Origin of the sequence: Rhizomicrobium palustre, from assembly GCF_011761565.1 — a bacterium.
Taxonomy (GTDB): Bacteria; Pseudomonadota; Alphaproteobacteria; order Micropepsales; family Micropepsaceae; genus Rhizomicrobium; species Rhizomicrobium palustre.
On sequence record NZ_JAASRM010000001.1, the window covers coordinates 1,167,265 to 1,186,402 of the forward strand.

Genomic DNA, 19,138 nt, shown 5'->3' on the forward strand with positions numbered 1-19,138 from the left:
ATCAGGGATTTCGATATTCCCAATGGCAGCGATCGCCATCTTCATCGCAGACGCGCACGCGGCGGGTGTCGTCGCGGCGATCGCGGTCATGCCAATATTCGCGATGTTCATAGCGATCGCGATCGTAATGGCCGTCGCGGTAATAGCGGCCATCATCGTCATAGCGGCTGGCACAGCCTGCCGTTGCCAGCAGCGCCACGCCCGAAAGCGCGAGAAGCAAATTGCGCATGATTACCTCCAGTTTGTTGGCGTTTAGCGCCGTTCCCATCGGCAATATTCAGACGCGCCATCGCAGTTCCATCGGCCGTGGTGGCGCCGCCATTCCTCGCGGTCATAACGTCCATAGCCGTGATATCGGCCATAGGCATAAGGATCGTAGTCATTACGATAGCCCTGCCAGCCCACGGGAATGTGGCGGGCGCGGCAATCATCGCCATCATAGTCACACGTCACGCGCACGCAGCGTCCGCCGCCGACATCACAGCGCGTATAGCCGCGTTCCGCAGCGGCTGGGCCCATGGTGAAGAGTCCGAGAAGGCCGCCGATTGCGGCCGTTTTCAAAACAGTGCTCCAGCGCATATCGTTCACTCCATCGTCGAAGCCCAACGCGCGAGAGGCGCGGCAGGACAATTCACGAAAGAGAACGGCGCGATTACGGCTGCGCGCGGGCAAGCTTGGCGCGGATTTACGGCCAGTCTGGTGACAATATTGAGCCTGGAGGCGTGGCTTTGGATTAGACGTTCTTGCGCGGCGGCTCGTAACAGGAACGGCAGCGCACCTGATATTCCCCGGCGTCACCCACCACCAATTGGCGGTCATCGGAGATGATGCGATGGGAGATGTAGCCCGCATCCGAACCGCAGACCATGCAAACGCCGGTCAGCTTTTCCACGGAATCGGCAATTGCCAGAAGGCCGGGGATGGGACCGAAGGGCTCCTCGGCGAAATCCATATCGAGCCCGGCGATGATGATGCGCAGCTGGGTATCGCAGCGCTGGCGCAGAAGCTCGCGAATGGCGCGGCCGAACCAGCCCAAGCTATCGCGCATCGGGGTGTCGAGCGGGAAGAACTGCGCCTCGTCTACTGCCAGCACATCGAACTTGTTGAGGCCGACGATCTTCCAGAACTCTTCCTCGTCGCGCACCATCACGGCGGAAAGCTGATCGGTGATCTCGGTCGAGCCATCGGAATTCACGGCGCGGCTGGCGATATAGCCCTGGGTGCGGGTGTCGTGCGCAGGCTTGATGATGCGCACGCGCTTTCGGGCATATTGCGCGCGGTGCAGCTTGGAGATGAGCCGCTCGGTCTTGCCCGAGAACATCGGCCCAACGATGACTTCCAGACGCGCCGTCATTGACCGCCCCGTGTGCTCTTCAAGTGGTTCAGCAAAGGGGTCTTAAAGCATGATTCGAAGCGCAGGCGGCGTCAGTTCCTGTGGACAACCGCCCAACGCGCTTACGGCCTGCCGGGGTTACGGTTTTGCCGCGTCCCCGCAAGGATAGAGCTTGACGGCAGCCTCATAGAGCGCGTCGTCATAGGGCTCCTTGCTCAACTTGTCGGCGGCGCTGGATCTCAGCCAGCTCAGCATTTCGCTGCCCGCATCGGTCTCCGAGACGTTTTTCGGCAGGCAAATCACCTTCGCCGCCAGAGCGTTGACCACATAGTCCTTCATCTTCAAGCGGCAGGTCGTGGTGTCCCGCGTGCAGGCGGTGAGGTATTCGGAAAGGGTTGGTATGCTTTGGGCACTCGCGCTCGCCAGCAGAACAACACTCAAGGCGGCGGATGCGATCAGAAAGGTCTTCATGGCAACTCCCCCTAAAAGAGATCCGGCGGCCGGCCTCCCACGGTGGCGCACCGGGTGAAACGGGGCGAGTGTAGCACAACTCTTCCGCCGCGGGGCCGGACCCGCGACGATTTGAACGGTTCTGAATGATCGCCCTGGGCAAAAGAGACGGGGCCTGCGACAGTTCGGCGGCACCAAGGGGGACGGCACATGCGGGGATGGGCTGTTGTGGCGGGGTTCGTGGCAGCAATGGCGGCGGCTGAGGCTGGCCCCACAGCAAGCGCGAAACTGACCGGTCCGGATGGGGCTGAGATGGGCCTTGCCAATTTCCGCGCCGCGCCGCACGGCGTGTTGATCGAATTGAGGGTAAAGGGCCTGCCGCCCGGCCCGCATGCGGTGCTGATCCATATGAGCGCCGAGTGTAATCGGGCGAACGGCTTTGCCTCCGCGGGACCGGTGTGGAGCCTCGACCCAGCCCGCCCGCATGGCTATTTCGCCAAAGGCGGCCCGCGCACCGGCGATCTGCCACTGCAATTTGCCGGCGAGGATGGCGTGCTGCATGCCAGCATTTTCACCACCGCCTTCAGCCTGGGCGATGGCGCCAAATCTCTCTTCGATAAAGACGGCGCCTCGCTAATCGTGCATGCGGGAAGCGATGACTATGTGAGTCAGCCGGACGGCAAGGCGGGCGCGCGGCTCGCCTGCGGCACCATCCTGCGTATCACCGGCCCCAAAGACCGCAAGCGCGGCTAAAGCGCTTTCCGGAAAAGTGGCACCCGGTTTCCGTCCGAAACGCGGCAATTGAAAGAGGCCCCCATCTTGCGATGAGGGCCTTGCTGTTCAAGGCTTCCGACCAGCCTAGAGCTTGATCTGAATGCCGGAACGGATTGACCAGCTATAGCGCTCGCTCTCGTAAGCCTGATTAGTCGAGCCGATATAGCGGCGCCAGCGGGCACCGTTGAGGTTGGCGCCTTCGGTGAAGATCGTGAAGTTATCCGCGATGTCATAGGAAATGCGGGCGTCGAGCTGACCGTTGGGCAAGGTGTAAACATCGCTCGCCTTGGACGTGCCTAAAGTGTCCAGCCATTTGGAGCGGTAGGAATAGGCCAGCCGCGCTGTGAAGCCGTATTTTTCGTAGAAGACCTGCAGCGTCGAAACATATTTCGATTGTTGGGCCAGCGGCCGCACATCGCTGCGGCCCGGAATGCCCGTCGCCTTGGAATCGATCAGCGCGAAATTCGCCGAAGCCCCAAGCCCATTGAGCGCACCCGGCAGGAAGGTGAACTGGTCGGAGATGTTGAGTTCCAGACCTTTGATCTCACCCGAGCCAGCATTGAAGAAGCTCGAAACCGTGGCGTTGGAGAGGGCATAGCCGCCGAAGGTGCCGGTCGACAGCACCGACTGGGCGTAGATCGGATCGTCGATATCCTTATAGAAGGCTGAGAGCGCGATGATGCCCTGGCCCGGCAGATAGTATTCCGCCGAAAGATCGAAATTGCGCGAGCGCAAGGGCTTGAGGTTGGGGTTGCCCATCGAGACCTGGTTCATGGTGGTATCGACCACGACATAGGCCGGGATTTCATTGTAATCCGGGCGGCCGATGGCGGTGGTGACGGCGCCACGCAGCACCATATCCTCGGTCACGTCATAGCGGGCATTGATGCCCGGGAAAACATCGAGATAGCTGTTCTTGGTGCTGTTCGGCGTGATCACCGGCACGCCGCCGCTGACCGTGGTGGCAACGGCCTTGGAAGCATAGGTACCATCCGTCGCTTCGACGCGCACGCCCGGAATAAGCTGCAGCTTACCGAACTTCAGATTGGCCATCACATAGCCGGCGATGATGTCCTCCTTGATATTGTAATCGCTGGAAGCCGAGGCGCTGGCAGACCCTACCGGATCGCAGACAAAGCCGCCCGCCGCACTGGTATCGCAGGCGTGGTTGCCGTAATTGGCGGCGAAATAGGCTTCTGCCGTGGTATAATCCACACGCGGGCCGAAGGTATAACGGCCATCATAGGTCGCTTTCTTCGCGCCGTAATAGCCAACCGGCGTGCCGCTGACCAAGGTCGCCATGGTCAGGCTGGATTTGGAGGCCTTATAGGAGAGCGATTCCACATCATATTTCTTGACCCGCTCGCTCCATTTAAAGCCCGCCTTCAGGCTGGAATCGCCATCGAAGATCGACAGCGCCCGCTCATAATCGCCGCGGAGTTGGAAAAGGTTTTCCGCCGCCTCACGATGATCCTTTTTCAGGCCCGAGAAGGCGTATTGCGCCGGATCATAGGCGCTGGCATCCGGGGTGACGAGATAGGTGAATTGCGAAAGATTGAGCGTGCCGGTGATCTTGGAAGGGCCTTTGAAAGTCCATTCATCGCGGCGCGGATCGGTCTTGATCGCTTCGGAATAGGTGGCTTCCAGCTTGAAGATATTTTCGCCCAGCGTGTACTTGCCACCGGTCGAGAAATTGATGGTGTGATCGTCTTCCTCGCGCGAGCGAACATAGCGCGTGCCAGCGCCGCCGGTGAAGGTGGAGCCCGTCACCGTGCCCGTGGTTACCGTGAAGCGGTCGCGGGTTTCCTTATCCGAGAAGCTGGAAAAGGTCGTGCGGGCGAAAAGATCGAGATGCTCGGAAGCGTGCCAATCGAAGTTCAAGACGGCACCGGCGCGGATGCGATTAAGGTTGTAATCGCGGATCTGCATGTTGTTCGGAATGCCGTTGGTCCAGGATGGGCCGCCGGAGCCGAAATTCTCCGAATTGATCGGACGGGTCGAGTAATTGGCCGAGAGAACCAGACCGAACTGATCATTGGCGCCGAAAGTATTGCCGCCCGTCAGGTCGATTTCATAGGGGTTCAGGCCAGATAGATTGTAGACGCCGGTCGAAACGCGGCCATAGAGAAAGCCCGAAGAACGATCAAAGGCCGAGAGCGTGGTGATATCGATGGCGCCTGCGATGGCGTTGGCATCCATATCGGCGGTGAGGGTCTTATTCACCGTCAAGGAGCCGATCAGCGAGGCCGGAATATCGTCGAGCTTGACTTGGCGGCTATCGGCTTCCGGCGCGGGCGCGGTCTGGCCGTTGACTGTGACATTGGCAAGGTTCGGCGCGGCACCGCGGATCACCGCATAGCGGCCTTCACCCTGGTCGTTGGCGACCGTGACGCCCGGCAGGCGGCGGACGGCTTCGGCAACGTTCTGGTCAGGCAGTTTGCCGACGTCGTTGGAATAGAGCGTTTCTACGATGGCATCATCGGAGCGCTTAACCTGCAGCGCGACGCGTTCAGCCTGACGCATGCCGGTCACGGTGACCGCTTCGATAGTTTCCTCGCGCACCAGCGGGATGGAAAGGGTCTCGGGCGCCGCGGCGCCAATCGACACCTGCATCGCCTTATCGGGATAGCCGACATATTCGATTTTGATTTTGTAGATGCCTGGCTTCAAATTCGGGAAAGAGAAGCTGCCATCGCGCGATGCCGTCGCGCTCAGCGCGGTGCCATCGACCGAAATCACCGCCCCCGGCAGCGCCGACTTGCTGATCTCGTCATAGACACGGCCGCGCAGTTCAGCCGCCGCGGCGGGCACGGCGAGCAAAGCCGCAGACAAAGCGATAGCGCTGGCGCTCGCGCGGGCGAGCCCCTTAAATTTCGTCATTCCCCACTCCAAGACGCATGTTGCGTTGAGGGTTGGGGCTAGTTCATGTTTTTGAAACCAAGGTGACACTTGCGTGTCGAATATGTACGGCAAGACATAGAATTCATGCGCGATACTGACGCGCAACACCATTCACCGCAGTACTGGGGCGTACATATGAAATCCTTGCGTGCAGCCGCACTTCTTTTCGCATGCGCCCTGCCTGTTCATTCGGCAGTGGCCCAAACAAATGGCGCCGAAAGACTTGAGCGGGTGGTGATTGTCGAACGTCATGGTGTGCGCCCGCCGACCAAGGCGCCGGAAGCCATCGCCAAATTCGCCGAACAGCCCTGGCCGCAATGGAGCGTGAAGCCGGGCGAATTGACCGCCCATGGCGCCGAAGCGATTGCGCTGATGGGGGCTGCATTGAAGCGGGTCTATATGGAGAAAGGCCTCCTCGCTGCCACGCCTTGCCCGAAGAACGTCTTTGTCTGGTCCGACAGCGCTGACCAGCGCACCCGCGCCAGTGGCGATGCGGTGCTGAAGGGATTTGGCTGCGAGGCTCAATCCCATCATCTGGAACCCGGCATAGATGACCCGCTGTTTGATCCCATCGCGGCGGGCATCTGCCCTGTCGATCCCGAGAAAGGCAAAGCCGCATTGCAAGCGCGCCTGCCGATCATCCTGGACAAGCCGGGCGTGCGCGCGAGCTATCTGAAGGCGCGCGCCACCATGCAGGCGATCCTCACCCCCAATGGCTGCGGCAAGGAAGGCCAGCGCGCCTGCCTGATCAGCGAAGGCGAGGACAAGGTGGTGATCAGGAAGGGCGAGGTGCGTCTCGACGGCCCCCTCGACAATGCTTCCGGCCTCACAGAAAATCTCTTGCTGGAATATTCGGAAGGAAAGCCACTCTCAGTGGTCGGCTGGGGGCGCGCAGGCGACAAGCTTTCCGAAGTCCTGACCTTGCATAATCTGTATGCGGATATTTTCCGCAGCGCCCCTTATATGGCTTCGCGCCGTGGCTCGCTGCTGGCACAGCAGGTGGTGGACATCCTGGAGGGTCAGCCGAGCCACTTCAAAGGCGCGGCCCCGGTACCGATGGACGCCAAGCTGGTGCTCTTCCTCGGCCATGACACCAACCTCTCCAACATGGCGGGATTTTTGAACGCGACGTGGTCGCTCGCGGGCCAGCCGGACGACACAGCCCCCAACACCGCCATCGCCTTCGAGCGCTGGCGCCGGGCCGATGGCAGCGCTGTCGTGCGCGTAAATGTCTTTTTTCAGAGTTTGGATGAAACCCGCAAACTTACCCCGATCAAGACACCCAGAGTGTTGGAACTGTGCGGTCGCGAAGGCTGCCCCTTAACAGAGATCACACAGAAGATCAGCGCGAACGTCTCGCAGGACTGCTTACACTAAGTGGCCTGGGCGGGTGTGAAACCCTGGCTCACCCGCCAATTTTGCCTGCTGGTGCTGCGCTTTATGCCGTATCGCTTTACGGGCAAACGCGATCCTTTCGCTTTTAGCAGCGCCTTTTAGCCCTCCCGATTGCGCCGCGGACGGAGCATTTGAACAAAACCTTCCGTGTGCCCATGGCATGCGCGAAAGCCTTGTTGCAGCGCACCAAATACGCCTTGCGGGAACACGCGCAGGTAGGCAACCGCTTGCCTAAAACACGGGCCTCAGCTAATGATGTCAAAGTCGAGGCCGCGCAAGCCACTACAGAGACAAGTTTCCAGCGCGCCCATGCGATACTCCCCTGGGAGGGATCGGCCTGGAGTGACGACGAAGACGCTTTCCCTGAAAATCCTGGTGCGACTTTGACGACTGCAACGAACGTGGTGTTCGGGGCAGGGTTTACTAATGCTTTCAGGAGAAAGCCGTCATGACCATCGGTCAAGTCAAGTTCTTCAACACGACCAAGGGCTTCGGATTCATCGCGCCGGAAGGCGGCGGCAAGGACGTGTTCGTCCACATGACCGCCGTTCAGGCTGCGGGTCTCCGCGGTTTGAATGAAGGCCAGAAGGTCAGCTTCGACGTCGAAGCCGACAAGCGTGGTCCGAAGGCCGTGAATCTGAAGCTCGTCTGAGCTTCAGGAGCTTGACCGCATAACGGACGGCGCGGGGTCACTCCCGCGCCGTTTCGTTTTTGGCGCGCCGTTTCGTTTTGGAGCCTCAGCCTTCTTTGGCAGGCTCCCACAATTCGATCTTGGTTCCATCGGGATCGAGGATCCAGGCAAAACGCCCGTGCTCTTCATCCATGCGCCCGAGCAAGCTCACGCCCTTGGCTTCAATCGCGGCCACCATGCCATCGAGATCCTCCACCGCGAAGTTGAGCATGAACTCGCGTGTCGAGGGCTGCATGTGAGAGGTGTCGGCCTTAAAGGGCGACCACACGACGTACCCCGGATGGACAGCAGCATCATAGCTGACCATCGCCCCGCCCCAGCTTTGTACATCGAGCCCCAAGACCTCGCGATACCATGCCGAGAGCTTGCCCGGATCGGGCGATTTAAAAAACACACCGCCAATACCTGTTATGCGTGCCATGGCTTTTCCCGTGAGAGCCTCGCCCCTATACTGGCGGGCATGAGTGAATTTGTCTTCGTCTATTCGACCTTCCCCGACCGCCAATCGGCCAGCGAAACCGCTGAGGCCCTGGTGGCCGCAAAACTGGCGGCTTGCGTCAACCTCTCGGCCCTGATGACCAGCGTCTATGAATGGGAGGGCCAGATCCGCAGCGAGCCGGAGATCGCCGCCTTCATCAAGACCCGCAGGGCTCTGGTGGATCAAGTGATCGAAGCGGCGCGCAAGACCCACCCCTATAGCGTGCCCTGTTTCCTGGTCCTCGATATTGAAAGCGGCAATGCCGATTACCTTGATTGGGCCCGCGCCCAAACTACGGCCAAAGAGGCCACAGGCCCAGGAAATCCCCCGCAATAACCCCACAAAACGGCAAAGCTGCCTTGCCGCTTGCCTTTAACGGCGGAGCAGCTTTTGATGCCTTATGCTCCTTGCTTTCGTAGAGGATAGACCGTGAGCGCGCCTGCAAAAAAAGCCCCGCGCACCGTCCCCTTGGACGGCGATATCTTGCGCCAGGATTTGACGGCGCTGGGGTCCCGCATTGCCCCGCGTGACGAGCTGCGCAAGGAGGCTCTGGTCCTTATCAAAGGCGCCTTCCAGAATGCGCGCGGCCGCATCAAGGATCAGGTGATGAGCGGCAAGCTGCATGGGCTGGAAGCGGCCCGCCAGCTTTCGGCGATTCAGGACAGCGTCATCCAGGTTCTCTACGATTTCGCGGTGAAGGAGTTTTATCCGCCCTCCAAGAAGGATGCCTCGGAACAACTTACCGTGGTGGCGACCGGTGGTTATGGCCGCGGCGAGCTGGCGCCGGGCTCCGATGTCGATCTGCTCTTCATCCGCCCCTTCAAGCCCACCGAATGGGACCAGCACGTCATCGAGTTCATTCTCTATATGTTGTGGGATCTCGGGCTGAAGGTCGGCCACGCCACCCGTTCCCTGCCCGAGTGCGTGCGCCTCGCCAAGCAGGACATCACCATCCGCACCGCGCTTTTAGAGGCGCGGTATTTGTGGGGCGACCTCAGCCTTTATAACCAGCTCCGCAAGATGTTCTGGAGTGAGATCGCTACCGGTTCGGGCCAGGATTTCGTCGAAGCAAAGCTCGCCGAACGCGACGAGCGCCACCGTGCCCAAGGCGAAAGCCGCTATCTGGTCGAGCCCAACATCAAGGAAGGCAAAGGCGGGCTTCGCGACCTGCAGACCCTCTATTGGATCGGCAAATATCTTTATCACGTCTATGACGCCGCCGATCTTGTGCAGCACAACGTCTTCACCAAGGAAGAATACAAGACCTTCCAGAATGCCGAGGCATTTCTGTGGAATGTGCGCGTCAAGCTGCATTACCTGATGGGGCGCGCCGAAGAGCGGCTTTCCTTCGACGCCCAGCCAGGCCTTGCCGCCGCCATGGGCTATACCGCCGAAAAGCCGCGCGAGGCGGTGGAAAATTTCATGCGCGCCTACTTCCTGGTCGCCAAGGATGTGGGCGGGCTGACGCGCATCTTCTGCAAAGCCTTGGAAGTGCAGAACAGGAAGCGTCGCCGCTCCATCGCACGCATCATGCCGGGCTTCTTGAAGCTGCGCTCCAATTCGGATGATTTCTTTGTCGATACCGGACGGCTGAACGCCCGCCCCGACGCCTTTAAGCGCGACAAGGTCAATCTTTTGCGCCTCTTCCACATGGCCGATACCAAGGGGATCGGCGTGCATCCCGACGCCATGCGCACGGTGACCCGTTCGCTCGACCTGATCGATGATGGTTTGCGCAATGACAAGGAGGCCAACCGGCTCTTCCTGGAGATGCTCACCTCGCGCAACGACCCGGAAAAATCCCTGAAGCGGATGAACGAGGCCGGGGTGCTTGGCCGCTTTGTGCCGGAGTTCGGACGCATCGTGGCGCTGATGCAATTCAACATGTATCACCATTATACGGTGGACGAGCATCTCATCCGTGCCGTCGGCAATGTCGCGTCCATCGAGCGCGGCGAGCACGGCAATGAGCACCCCATCGCGCACGACATGATCAAACGCATCGCGCCGCGCGAAGTGCTCTATTGCGCCATGCTGCTGCATGATATCGCCAAGGGGCTGCCGGGCGATCATTCGAAGGTCGGCGCGGACATCGCGCGCGCCTGCTGCCAGCGCTGGGGCCTTCCGGAATCGGAAACCACAAGCGTGGTCTGGCTGGTGGAGCATCACCTAGTCATGAGCGACACCGCGCAACGCCGCGATATCACTGATCCCAAGACAGTGCGCGATTTCGTGGATGTGGTGCAATCGCCCGAGCTTTTGCGCATGCTCCTGGTCCTGACCATCGCGGATATTCGCGCTGTGGGGCCGGGCGTGTGGAATGGCTGGAAAGGCCAGCTCCTACGCGAACTCTATTTCGAGGCGGAATCGGTGATGAGCGGCGGCGATTCCACCAAATCGCATTCCTCGCGCGTGGAAGAAGCCAAACAAGCCCTTACGGTTCAGCTCAAGGATATGTCGCCGGAGGAGCGCGACCGCCAGATCTCGCGCCATTACGACAGCTATTGGCTCACGCTCGATACCGCCACCCATGAGCGCCATGCCCGCATGCTGGCCGAGGCGGACAAGAAGGGGGAGATGCTGGCGCTGGATGCCGTCAGCAACGCTTTCCGCGCCGTGACCGAAATCACCATCTACACGCCCGACCATCCCGGCCTTTTCAGCCAGGTCACGGGCGCCATCGCGGCGGCGGGCGGCTCCATCGTGGATGCCAAGGTCTTCACCACGTCAGACGGCTTCGCGCTTGACGTCTTCTCCGTGCAGGATGCCGAAAGCGGTCCCTTCGGCGATGCCGAACGCGCCCAGCGCCTCAAGCAAACCATCCTACGCATCGTGCGCGGCGAGGTGCAGCCCGAAGCGCTGTTCTCCAAGCGCCCGGTCTATAACAAGGCCTCGGCCTTCAAGGTCTCGCCACGCGTGTCCTTCGACAACGAAGCCTCACATCAGGCCACCGTCATCGAGGTGCGCGGGCGCGACCGCGTCGGCTTCCTGCATGACGTTTCCACAGCGCTGTTCGAGGCCGGGCTTTCCATTTCCTCGGCCATGATCGCCACCTATGGCGAGCGGGTGGTGGACGTCTTCTATGTGCGCGACGGTTTTGGCCACAAAATCGTCCATACAGGGCGGCTGAAAGCGATCGAGGACATGCTGCTCAGAGCAGTGGAAGGCAACAAAACGAGCTAAAGCTTGCCCCTTCGGCCCCTTCGCGGCATAACCCCTCCCTTAGTCCGAGGGTTTTCAGCCATGTCCGATACGCCGTCCGCCCATAAGAACCTGATTTTTTCCGGCATGCAGCCGACCAACACGCTGCATCTCGGCAATTATCTGGGGGCGCTGCGCAATTGGGTGAAGCTGCAGGAACAGATGCCTTGCATCTATTGCGTGGTGGATATGCATGCCATCACGGCCGATGCGGGCTATGCCAAGCCGAAGGAGTTGCAGGCCGCCATCCGAGAGGTCACGGCCGCCTATATCGCTGCAGGCGTTGATCCGGCGCGCTCCATTCTCTTCAAGCAATCCGATGTTGCCGCCCATGCCGAGCTTGCCTGGGTCTTCAATTGCGTCGCCCGGCTCGGCTGGATGGATCGCATGACCCAATTCAAGGAAAAGAGCGGCAAGCACAAGGAACGCGCGTCGGTCGGGCTCTATACCTACCCGACGCTGATGGCTGCCGACATCCTTGTCTATAAGGCGACCCATGTTCCGGTCGGCGAAGACCAGAAGCAGCATCTCGAGCTGACACGCGACATCGCTCAGAAGTTCAACAACGACTACAGCGCGCCGGATTTCTTCCCGCAGCCTGAGCCGTTGATCCTGGGCACTGCCACCCGCGTGATGAGCCTGCGCGATGGCGCGAAAAAAATGTCGAAGTCGGATGAAAGCGACATGTCGCGCATCAATCTCACCGATGATGCAGATGCTATCGCCGCAAAGATCCGCAAAGCTCGCACCGATCCTAACCCGCTGCCGGACGACGAAAAAGGCCTTGAGGGCCGCCCGGAAGCCGAGAACCTGATCAACATTTATGCGGCGCTGAGCGACGAGAGCAAAGCCTCGATCATCACACGCTATGCGGGCCAGCAATTCTCCGGCTTCAAGAACGATCTGGCCGAGGTGGCGGTAGCAAAGCTCACCCCCATCGCCGCCAAAATGCGCGAGCTTCTCGCAGACCCCGCGGAAATCGACCGGATTTTGGAAAAAGGCGCCGCGCGGGCTGACGAAATCGCCGCGCCGGTGATCAAAGAGGTCAAGGCATTGGTCGGGTTCTGATCTCCCCGATTTGTGATCTGTCTGCCGGCAATGTGAGGGCGGGTTAGCTGCCCTTGCGTGCCGAAATGTCACTGTAAAACGCTTCTAAGGTACTGGTAATCTGGCATTGAGCGGCGGGAGATTTCTCGCGCAATGTTTAGAGCCTGGTTCGCAGCGGCGTGGCCCCCTACGCTTTGGCTTTTCGTACAAGCCCCCCAACGTGCGAAACGCTTCAACTGCTGCGGATCAGGCTCTATCCTCCCCCCATGACAGCTGGAACGATTCTAGTGACAGGCGGCGCCAAGCGCCTTGGACGGGCCATCGTGCTCGATCTCGCCCGCCATGGGTATGACGTGGCGCTGCATTATCACGCCTCGGAAAAAGAGGCGCGCGCCACCGCCGCTGACGCCATGACCAACGGCGTCAAAGTGGCTCTTGTGAAAGGCGATCTTAGTCTTGGGGCCGAGGGGCTGGTGGAAAAAGCCGCCGCCGAACTCGGGCCATTGACTGGCCTTGTGAACAGCGCCTCGCTATTCGAGAAAGACGATTGGTATTCGGTCAGCCGCGAAAGCTGGAATGCGCATATGGAAACTAATTTGCGCGCGCCTTTCGTGCTGGCCCAGGAATTCGCCCGTCAGGCGCCCGCCGGAAAAAACGCCGCCATCGTCAATATCATTGACCAGCGCGTCTTGAAGCCGACGCCGCAATTCATCTCCTACAGCCTCTCCAAAGCGGGGCTGCATTGGCTGACGGTGACGCTGGCCCAGGCCATGGCGCCGAAAGTCCGAGTCAATGCGGTGGGCCCCGGCCCAACCTTGATCAATGCGCGCCAAGCTCCAGAGGATTTCGCCCGCCAGCGCGAGGCCACCATCCTGGGGCATGGCGCGGAGCCATCAGATGTCTGCGAGGCGGTGCGTTACCTGTTGACCGCGACCGCCGTCACGGGGCAGATGCTCGCGGTGGATGGGGGGCAGCATCTGATTTGGCAAACGCCGGATGTGGCCGTGAAGGAATAGGCTAGGACTTTCGATGACGAGCCCCGTTGCCGGCGTGTTTCGCCGGGTTTTCATCCGCAATCTCGAACTGCAGGCCGAGATCGGTATCTTTAACCATGAGATGGGCAAGACCCAGGCCGTGCGCCTGAATGTCGATCTCTTGGTCGATGACACTCCGGTGCTGGAAGACAAGCTCGATTACGTTGTCGATTACGGCGCGATCACCAAGAAGATCCGCACCCTGGTCGCGGCGGGCCACGTCAATCTCTCCGAAACGCTGGCTGAGCGGGTGGCTGCGCTCTGCCTGGAGGACAAACGCGTCGACACCGTGCGCGTCATGGTGGAAAAGCTGGAAGCCTTGAAGGGCGCGGAATCCGCCGGTATTGAGATTGAGCGAAAAAGAGCCTTAACCAAAGGTTAATACAGCTTCACCGCAATTCCGTTCTGCCGTTTAGGGGCCCTTAAAGTTGCGCCCTTAAGTTTATCTCGATGCGCAAGGCGCATTGGGAGAAAAACGATGACGGGGCCGATGGCCACGGACCGCCAAGAACGGATCCTGGCCGGAAAACTCGACCTTCTGTTCCGCGGTCATATCGCGGTGCCCGGCAACATGCTGGCGGCGCTGCTGGTGGCCTATTTGCTGCACGGATGTCATCCCACATGGTTCCTACTTCTCTGGCTCGGCGGTACTTGCGCAGTGGGTGTGGCGCGACTCTATCTGCACCGGTGTTTTCGCAATGCCGAAGAGGAACAGCCCTGCCGGCGCCGCTGGGCGCATCTCTTCACCCTTGGCACATTCGGCTCGGGGCTTATGTGGGGCGTGATCTGCGCCAGCCTCGCGATCTGGGGTGATGCCAAAGCCTATGTGCTCCTCACTTTCGTGGTGGGCGGCATGACGGCGGGTTCGGTCGCAACCTTCTCGCCTTATATGCCGGCCTATCTTGCTTATGCCTCCCCGATGACCCTGTCGCTTTCGGTGGCAAGCCTTTTGAGCCGCGATGAGGTCATCACCGGAAACGGCATTCTGATCCTCTTCTATTTCGTCGTAGTCACACTGACCTGCGTTTATTCCAGCCGCTTTGTGGATCGCACGGTCAAGCTGCAAGTCGACAACGAAATCTTACGCAACCATTTGCGCAAGACACGGCGCGAACGCGATACGGCACGGCGTGAGAAATGGTCGACCTTGGCACAACTCAGCCATGAACTGCGTACGCCGCTGAATGCGATCATGGGATTTTCCGAAGCCATGCGCGAGGAGGTCTTGGGCGCGCTCGGCAATCGCCGCTACAAGGACTACGCGAGCCATATTCATGCCAGCGGACGACGCCTTCTCACCCTGGCGGACGAATTGATGCTGATCAGCCAGGGCGAAGCCGGGTCGCTGAGCTTGCGCGAAGAACCTGTCGATGTCGGTGAAATGGTAAGTTCGCTATTGGCCTATAAGAAAACGGCCGCGGAAAAGGCGGGCCTCACCCTCGCCAGCTATATCGCGTCGGGTCTTCCCAAACTGAATGCGGATAAGGCGAAGCTTCGCCAGATGCTGCGCCACCTTGTCGATAACGCTATCAAATTCACACCTGCGGGCGGCAGCGTTTCACTTGCCGTGGTGCTGGACAGCGAAGGCGGGATGGAAATTACCGTAGAAGACACCGGCATCGGTATCGATGCTAAAAACCTTGCTCGCGTGCTGCGTCCCTTCGCGCGGGTAGCAACGCCCCTCACCGATAACACCGGCGGGGCGGGGCTTGGCCTTCCGATTGTGGCGAGACTTGCCGAGCTGCACGACGCGAAGTTGAACATGACGTCAGAGCCCGGACAAGGCACGCGTGTTCTGTTGCGCTTTCCAGCGAAGCGTTGCCTTGTTGGCAATGCTGACAGTGCTGCTGCGTAGAACCCCTGCTTTCGCTACGGCACCCTTATGCTACCTTGATCTCGCCCCTGGGGACGAATTCATGACGCGTGTGCCGTTTGTTTTGTTTACTGCTGGTGTTCTCTTATCCCCTGCTTTTGCCGAAGAGGCCACACCCGCCATCACCTGGCAAAAAGTCGAACGTACCATCTCGCTCAACCACGACGGCACGGCGCTGTGGCGGGAAAGTTATGAAGTCACCGCCAACAACGAGGCCGGGGTGGAAGGCGCCTCACGCATCGCTGAGCCATATGATGCCTTGCGCGAGAATGTGAAAATCATCGAGGCCTATACGAAGAAGGCCGACGGCGAGATCGTCGCCGTGGCGCCCGGCGCGATTTTCGACATGAGCCCGCAGGATGATGGCGTGTTCATCACCTCTATCCGCCAGAAGCTGATCCTGTTTCCGAATTTCGAGTCTGGCGACACCGCCCATTTCGTGCTGGAGAAAACCGTCACGCAGCCCGAATTTCCGGGCCATGTGATGATCTCACAAGTCACCGATCCGGGCACCTCCGTCGCGCTTCTGAGCGAAGAGGTGCGCGCGCCGAAATCGCTCAACCTGCATCTAGATACGCGCGGCATGGCCTTCACCACGGAAGACAAAGGCGATGCACGGATTTACCGCTGGCGCTACCAGAACGCCAAGCCTGAGGCCCAGGATGACGTCTGGATTTCACCGCAGGCCCATTTCCCAAGCTATGCCTTGTCGAGCTTTGCCAATTACGGAGAACTCGGCAACGCCTATGCCGGCGCCATGGCGCCGAAACTGGAATTGACGCCAGCCCTTGTCGAGCTTGCCAACAAAGTCGCGCCCGCAACCCTTTCCCGCCGCGAGCAGGCGGAAAAACTCTATGACTGGGTTGCCACGCATATTCGCTACGTCGGGCTGGAGCTTGGCCGTGGCGGCTGGGTTCCGCATGAAGCTGCCGCCATTCTCGCCAATGGGTATGGCGACTGCAAAGACCACGACACGCTGCTGCAAGTCTTGTTGAAGGCCAAGGGGATCAAAGCCCAGAGCGCGCTGATCAATGCGGGCGCTGAATACGCGCTGCCGCCCGTGCCGAGCTTTCATGCCCTCAACCACGTCATCACCTATCTGCCGGAATTCAAGCTCTATGTGGATTCCACCAGCCAAGTGGCGCCGTTTGGGGTCCTTGCCTATTCCGAATACGGCAAGCCGGTGGTCATCGCCACGCCGAGCGCATCTGGCACCGCACACACCCCTGTCCTTGCTACAGGAGCAAGCTCTCTGCAGGCGGTAACAGAGCAAACACTTGCCCCGGATGGTACGCTGAGAGGCACAACCCGCATTGAGACAGCGGGGCCGAGTTCGCTTTGGCTGCGCGGGCGCGCGCTCTCGATCTTGCAGGCAGGGCCCACCCAGGCGGCGCAGAATGAGCTTGCCAATCTTGGCTATCAGCATGCCAGCGGGCGTTTCGAGATTTCTCCGCCGTTGGCGCGCTCCCGAACTTATGCCTTAACCGGCCATTTCACTGCCGATGGCTGGAGTGAGAAGCTCAAAGGCCTGCAAAGTTTCCGCATGCCGCGCGGCTTCAATATGGCCGACCCGCCCGGCGACGGCTCCATGGGCCCCTTGCTGCCGCTATCCCTCAAAGACGATGCCGAGGTGCAATGCACAGCCATGCACAATGCCGAGGACATCACCCTGCGCCTTCCGGCGGGATACCGCGTCAAAGACATTCCTGCGGATACCAAAATCGAGACGGCGCATATCCGCTATACCGCAACATGGCGGCGAGAGGACGACGCGCTGCATCTGGTGCGCGTCTTCGACAGCAAGGTCGATGTCCCGGTGTGCTCCGGGGCCTTGCGGGCCGAGGCCGTGGGGGCGCTTAAAGCTATCGCCCATGAACAGCAGACGCGGCTGTGGCTGGTGCCTGCAAAACCCCAGGATCTCCCCAAAACGCGAGAGCAAAAACCCTCAGAGCCCAGAATCTCGGAGTCGAAACCTCTTCCCAGCACGCCCTCCCTGGGTGTAGGCGTTGCTGCCCTTAACCAATAGGACAGCATTGCCGGACGACGTTCAGGACATCGACGCGGGCGACCGCCCCTTACGCGGGGTGGCACGGATCGAAGCCTATCTCAAGACTTTGCCGGATGCGCCGGGCGTCTATCGCATGCTGGGCGCCGACGGCACGGTGCTCTATGTCGGCAAGGCCAAGAGCCTCAAGAAGCGTGTCTCCAATTACGCCAAATCCGGCGGCCATACCGAACGCATCGCGCGCATGATCTCCGAAACCGTGGAGATGATTTTCGTCACCACGGCGAGCGAGACCGAAGCGCTGCTGCTCGAATCCAACCTGATCAAGCGGCTGAAGCCCCGCTACAATGTCTCCTATCGCGACGACAAATCCTTTCCCAATATTCTCTTGCGGGAGGACCATCCTTTTCCGCAACTCTTGAAACATCGTGGCGCACGCAGCACCAAGGGTGTCTATTTCGGCCCCTTTGCCAGCGCGGGCGCGGTCAACCGCACACTCAACACGCTGCAGCGCGCCTTTTTGCTGCGCTCCTGTTCGGATTCGGTGTTCGAGAGCCGCACCCGCCCGTGCCTGCTCCATCAAATCAAACGCTGCTCCGCTCCTTGCGTGGAGCGCATCGATGCGCCCGACTATCGCGAGCTGGTGGCCGAGGCCGAGCGGTTCCTGGAGGGCAAGAGCCGCCTCGTCCAGGATAAGCTCGTCAAGGAGATGGAAACGGCCGCGGAGGCGCTCGATTTCGAACAGGCCGCGCGCTATCGCGACCGCATTCGCGCCATGAGCCACATCCAGGCGAGCCAGGGCATCAATCCTTCAAGCTTCGCCGAGGCCGATCTTTTCGCGATCTATAGCGAAGGCGGCGAGGTCTGTATTCAGGTGTTCTTTTTCCGCGCCGGGCAGAATTGGGGTAACAAACCCTATTTCCCGCGCCAGACGGCGGAGTTTTCGCTCGGCGAAGTGCTGGAAAGCTTCATCGGCCAGTTTTACGACGAAAGGCCAGCCCCAGCCCTTCTGCTCGTCTCCGAAGACATTCCCAATCGCGAGCTTCTTTCCGAGGCGCTCTCCATGCGCAGCGAGAAGAAGGTGCAGATCGCGGTTCCCGAACGCGGCGAGAAGCACGATCTCATTGAGATGGCGCGCACCAATGCGCGTGAGCAGCTCGCCCGCCGCATGTCGGAAAACTCCGCTCAGCGCGAGCTTCTGGAAGGCGTCGCCGATCTTTTCGGGCTGGAAAATATCCGGCGCATCGAAGTCTACGATAACTCCCATGTCATGGGCGCCCATGCGGTGGGCGGCATGATCGTGGCCGGCCCGGAAGGCTTCGAGAAAGGCGAATATCGCAAGTTCAACATCAAATCGACGGAGCTTACGCCGGGTGATGATTACGCGATGATGCGCGAGGTTCTCACCCGCCGCTTCGCGCGCCTGGTCAAAGAGGACGACGAGGATGCCAAGGCGAAAAAGCCCGACCTCGCCTTAATCGACGGCGGACCGGGCCAGCTCGCCATTGCCTGCCAGGTCTTCGCTGATCTTGGGGTGGAGGGGGTGACCCTCGTCTCCATCTCCAAAGGCGCCGAGCGCGACGCGGGTTATGAGCATTTCCACATGCCGGGGCGCGAACCCTTCCGCCTCGATCAGAAAAGCCCCGTGCTCTACTACCTGCAACGCCTGCGGGACGAAGCGCACCGTTTCGCCATAGGAACCCACCGCAAAAAGCGCTCCAAGGCCATTGGGGCCAATCCCCTGGACGAGATCGCCGGGGTCGGTGCCAACCGAAAGCGCGCCCTTTTGCAGCATTTCGGCTCGGCCAAGGCGGTTTCAGCGGCCAGCCTTGCAGATATAGAGGGGGTTAGCGGGGTTTCCTCCACCCTGGCCAAGAAAATCTACGACTTCTTCCATCCCGGCGGATGAGAATAACGGCTTTCGCCCCTCTCCCGAAAATGGTCTAAACTCGCCCC

Annotated in this window: 17 protein-coding genes; 11 read left to right on the forward strand and 6 right to left on the reverse strand. The window is 60.2% G+C overall.

What is annotated here, in order from left to right:
* Nucleotide 1: 1 nt before the first annotated feature.
* The 4 genes from FHS83_RS05155 to FHS83_RS05170 all read right to left on the reverse strand — a co-directional run bounded on the left by FHS83_RS05155 (nt 2) and on the right by FHS83_RS05170 (nt 1,804).
* Nucleotides 2-229: a hypothetical protein gene (locus FHS83_RS05155; protein WP_208414235.1), complete on the reverse strand. Its 228-nt coding sequence runs from the start codon at nt 227-229 to the stop codon at nt 2-4.
* Nucleotides 230-252: 23 nt separating this feature from the next.
* Complete coding sequence (locus FHS83_RS05160) at nt 253-561, reverse strand: hypothetical protein (RefSeq protein ID WP_167081564.1); 309 nt, start codon at nt 559-561, stop codon at nt 253-255.
* Between the two features lie 172 nt (nt 562-733).
* A complete protein-coding gene (locus FHS83_RS05165; RefSeq protein ID WP_167081567.1) occupies nt 734-1,354 on the reverse strand; it encodes a thymidine kinase in 621 nt (206 codons plus the stop codon).
* Nucleotides 1,355-1,471: 117 nt separating this feature from the next.
* Nucleotides 1,472-1,804 carry a hypothetical protein gene (locus tag FHS83_RS05170; protein WP_167081569.1) on the reverse strand — a complete coding sequence of 111 codons (333 nt, stop codon included), beginning with the start codon at nt 1,802-1,804 and terminating at the stop codon, nt 1,472-1,474.
* A gap of 189 nt (nt 1,805-1,993) precedes the next feature.
* Here FHS83_RS05170 and FHS83_RS05175 point away from each other — a divergent pair, with 189 nt between their 5' ends.
* Entirely contained in the window at nt 1,994-2,536 is a 543-nt protein-coding gene (locus tag FHS83_RS05175) for a superoxide dismutase family protein (protein ID WP_167081571.1), read from the forward strand.
* Between the two features lie 105 nt (nt 2,537-2,641).
* Here the strand turns inward: FHS83_RS05175 and FHS83_RS05180 are convergent, their stop codons facing one another.
* The gene (locus FHS83_RS05180; RefSeq protein WP_167081573.1) at nt 2,642-5,437 is read right to left on the reverse strand and encodes a TonB-dependent receptor; all 2,796 of its coding nucleotides are present in this window, start codon (nt 5,435-5,437) and stop codon (nt 2,642-2,644) included.
* Between the two features lie 156 nt (nt 5,438-5,593).
* Between FHS83_RS05180 and FHS83_RS05185 the strand changes: the two genes are divergently transcribed.
* Both FHS83_RS05185 and FHS83_RS05190 read left to right on the forward strand, forming a co-directional pair.
* A complete protein-coding gene (locus FHS83_RS05185) occupies nt 5,594-6,835 on the forward strand; it encodes a histidine-type phosphatase (RefSeq protein WP_167081575.1) in 1,242 nt (413 codons plus the stop codon).
* A gap of 466 nt (nt 6,836-7,301) precedes the next feature.
* Complete coding sequence (locus tag FHS83_RS05190) at nt 7,302-7,505, forward strand: cold-shock protein (RefSeq protein WP_166932955.1); 204 nt, start codon at nt 7,302-7,304, stop codon at nt 7,503-7,505.
* 85 nt (nt 7,506-7,590) lie between these two features.
* Here the strand turns inward: FHS83_RS05190 and FHS83_RS05195 are convergent, their stop codons facing one another.
* Nucleotides 7,591-7,965, reverse strand: coding sequence for a VOC family protein (locus tag FHS83_RS05195; protein WP_167081577.1), 375 nt, complete (start codon nt 7,963-7,965; stop codon nt 7,591-7,593).
* A gap of 39 nt (nt 7,966-8,004) precedes the next feature.
* Between FHS83_RS05195 and cutA the strand changes: the two genes are divergently transcribed.
* From cutA to uvrC, 8 genes are all read left to right on the forward strand, one after another.
* A complete protein-coding gene (gene cutA, locus FHS83_RS05200; protein WP_167081579.1) occupies nt 8,005-8,358 on the forward strand; it encodes a divalent-cation tolerance protein CutA in 354 nt (117 codons plus the stop codon).
* Between the two features lie 93 nt (nt 8,359-8,451).
* Nucleotides 8,452-11,205, forward strand: coding sequence for a [protein-PII] uridylyltransferase (locus FHS83_RS05205; protein WP_208414236.1), 2,754 nt, complete (start codon nt 8,452-8,454; stop codon nt 11,203-11,205).
* 60 nt (nt 11,206-11,265) lie between these two features.
* Complete coding sequence (trpS, locus tag FHS83_RS05210; RefSeq protein ID WP_167081581.1) at nt 11,266-12,291, forward strand: tryptophan--tRNA ligase; 1,026 nt, start codon at nt 11,266-11,268, stop codon at nt 12,289-12,291.
* 245 nt (nt 12,292-12,536) lie between these two features.
* Nucleotides 12,537-13,286, forward strand: coding sequence for an SDR family oxidoreductase (locus FHS83_RS05215; RefSeq protein WP_167081583.1), 750 nt, complete (start codon nt 12,537-12,539; stop codon nt 13,284-13,286).
* Between the two features lie 13 nt (nt 13,287-13,299).
* Nucleotides 13,300-13,686, forward strand: coding sequence for a dihydroneopterin aldolase (locus tag FHS83_RS05220; RefSeq protein ID WP_167081585.1), 387 nt, complete (start codon nt 13,300-13,302; stop codon nt 13,684-13,686).
* A gap of 96 nt (nt 13,687-13,782) precedes the next feature.
* Nucleotides 13,783-15,159: a sensor histidine kinase gene (locus FHS83_RS05225; protein WP_167081587.1), complete on the forward strand. Its 1,377-nt coding sequence runs from the start codon at nt 13,783-13,785 to the stop codon at nt 15,157-15,159.
* 61 nt (nt 15,160-15,220) lie between these two features.
* On the forward strand, nt 15,221-17,203 hold the full coding sequence (locus tag FHS83_RS05230) for a DUF3857 domain-containing transglutaminase family protein (protein WP_167081589.1): 1,983 nt from the start codon (nt 15,221-15,223) through the stop codon (nt 17,201-17,203).
* Nucleotides 17,204-17,210: 7 nt separating this feature from the next.
* Entirely contained in the window at nt 17,211-19,091 is a 1,881-nt protein-coding gene (gene uvrC, locus FHS83_RS05235; protein WP_208414237.1) for an excinuclease ABC subunit UvrC, read from the forward strand.
* Nucleotides 19,092-19,138 lie beyond the last annotated feature (47 nt).

Bases quoted from the DNA above. Each gene is read 5' to 3' on its own strand.
- FHS83_RS05220 (WP_167081585.1), top strand. From the start codon at position 13,300: ATGACGAGCCCCGTTGCCGGCGTGTTTCGCCGGGTTTTCATCCGCAAT.
- trpS (WP_167081581.1), top strand. From the start codon at position 11,266: ATGTCCGATACGCCGTCCGCCCATAAGAACCTGATTTTTTCCGGCATG.
- FHS83_RS05195 (WP_167081577.1), bottom strand. From the start codon at position 7,965: ATGGCACGCATAACAGGTATTGGCGGTGTGTTTTTTAAATCGCCCGAT.
- FHS83_RS05225 (WP_167081587.1), top strand. From the start codon at position 13,783: ATGACGGGGCCGATGGCCACGGACCGCCAAGAACGGATCCTGGCCGGA.
- FHS83_RS05230 (WP_167081589.1), top strand. From the start codon at position 15,221: ATGACGCGTGTGCCGTTTGTTTTGTTTACTGCTGGTGTTCTCTTATCC.
- FHS83_RS05175 (WP_167081571.1), top strand. From the start codon at position 1,994: ATGCGGGGATGGGCTGTTGTGGCGGGGTTCGTGGCAGCAATGGCGGCG.
- FHS83_RS05215 (WP_167081583.1), top strand. From the start codon at position 12,537: ATGACAGCTGGAACGATTCTAGTGACAGGCGGCGCCAAGCGCCTTGGA.
- FHS83_RS05170 (WP_167081569.1), bottom strand. From the start codon at position 1,804: ATGAAGACCTTTCTGATCGCATCCGCCGCCTTGAGTGTTGTTCTGCTG.
- FHS83_RS05180 (WP_167081573.1), bottom strand. From the start codon at position 5,437: ATGACGAAATTTAAGGGGCTCGCCCGCGCGAGCGCCAGCGCTATCGCT.
- cutA (WP_167081579.1), top strand. From the start codon at position 8,005: ATGAGTGAATTTGTCTTCGTCTATTCGACCTTCCCCGACCGCCAATCG.
- FHS83_RS05190 (WP_166932955.1), top strand. From the start codon at position 7,302: ATGACCATCGGTCAAGTCAAGTTCTTCAACACGACCAAGGGCTTCGGA.
- FHS83_RS05165 (WP_167081567.1), bottom strand. From the start codon at position 1,354: ATGACGGCGCGTCTGGAAGTCATCGTTGGGCCGATGTTCTCGGGCAAG.
- FHS83_RS05185 (WP_167081575.1), top strand. From the start codon at position 5,594: ATGAAATCCTTGCGTGCAGCCGCACTTCTTTTCGCATGCGCCCTGCCT.
- FHS83_RS05155 (WP_208414235.1), bottom strand. From the start codon at position 229: ATGCGCAATTTGCTTCTCGCGCTTTCGGGCGTGGCGCTGCTGGCAACG.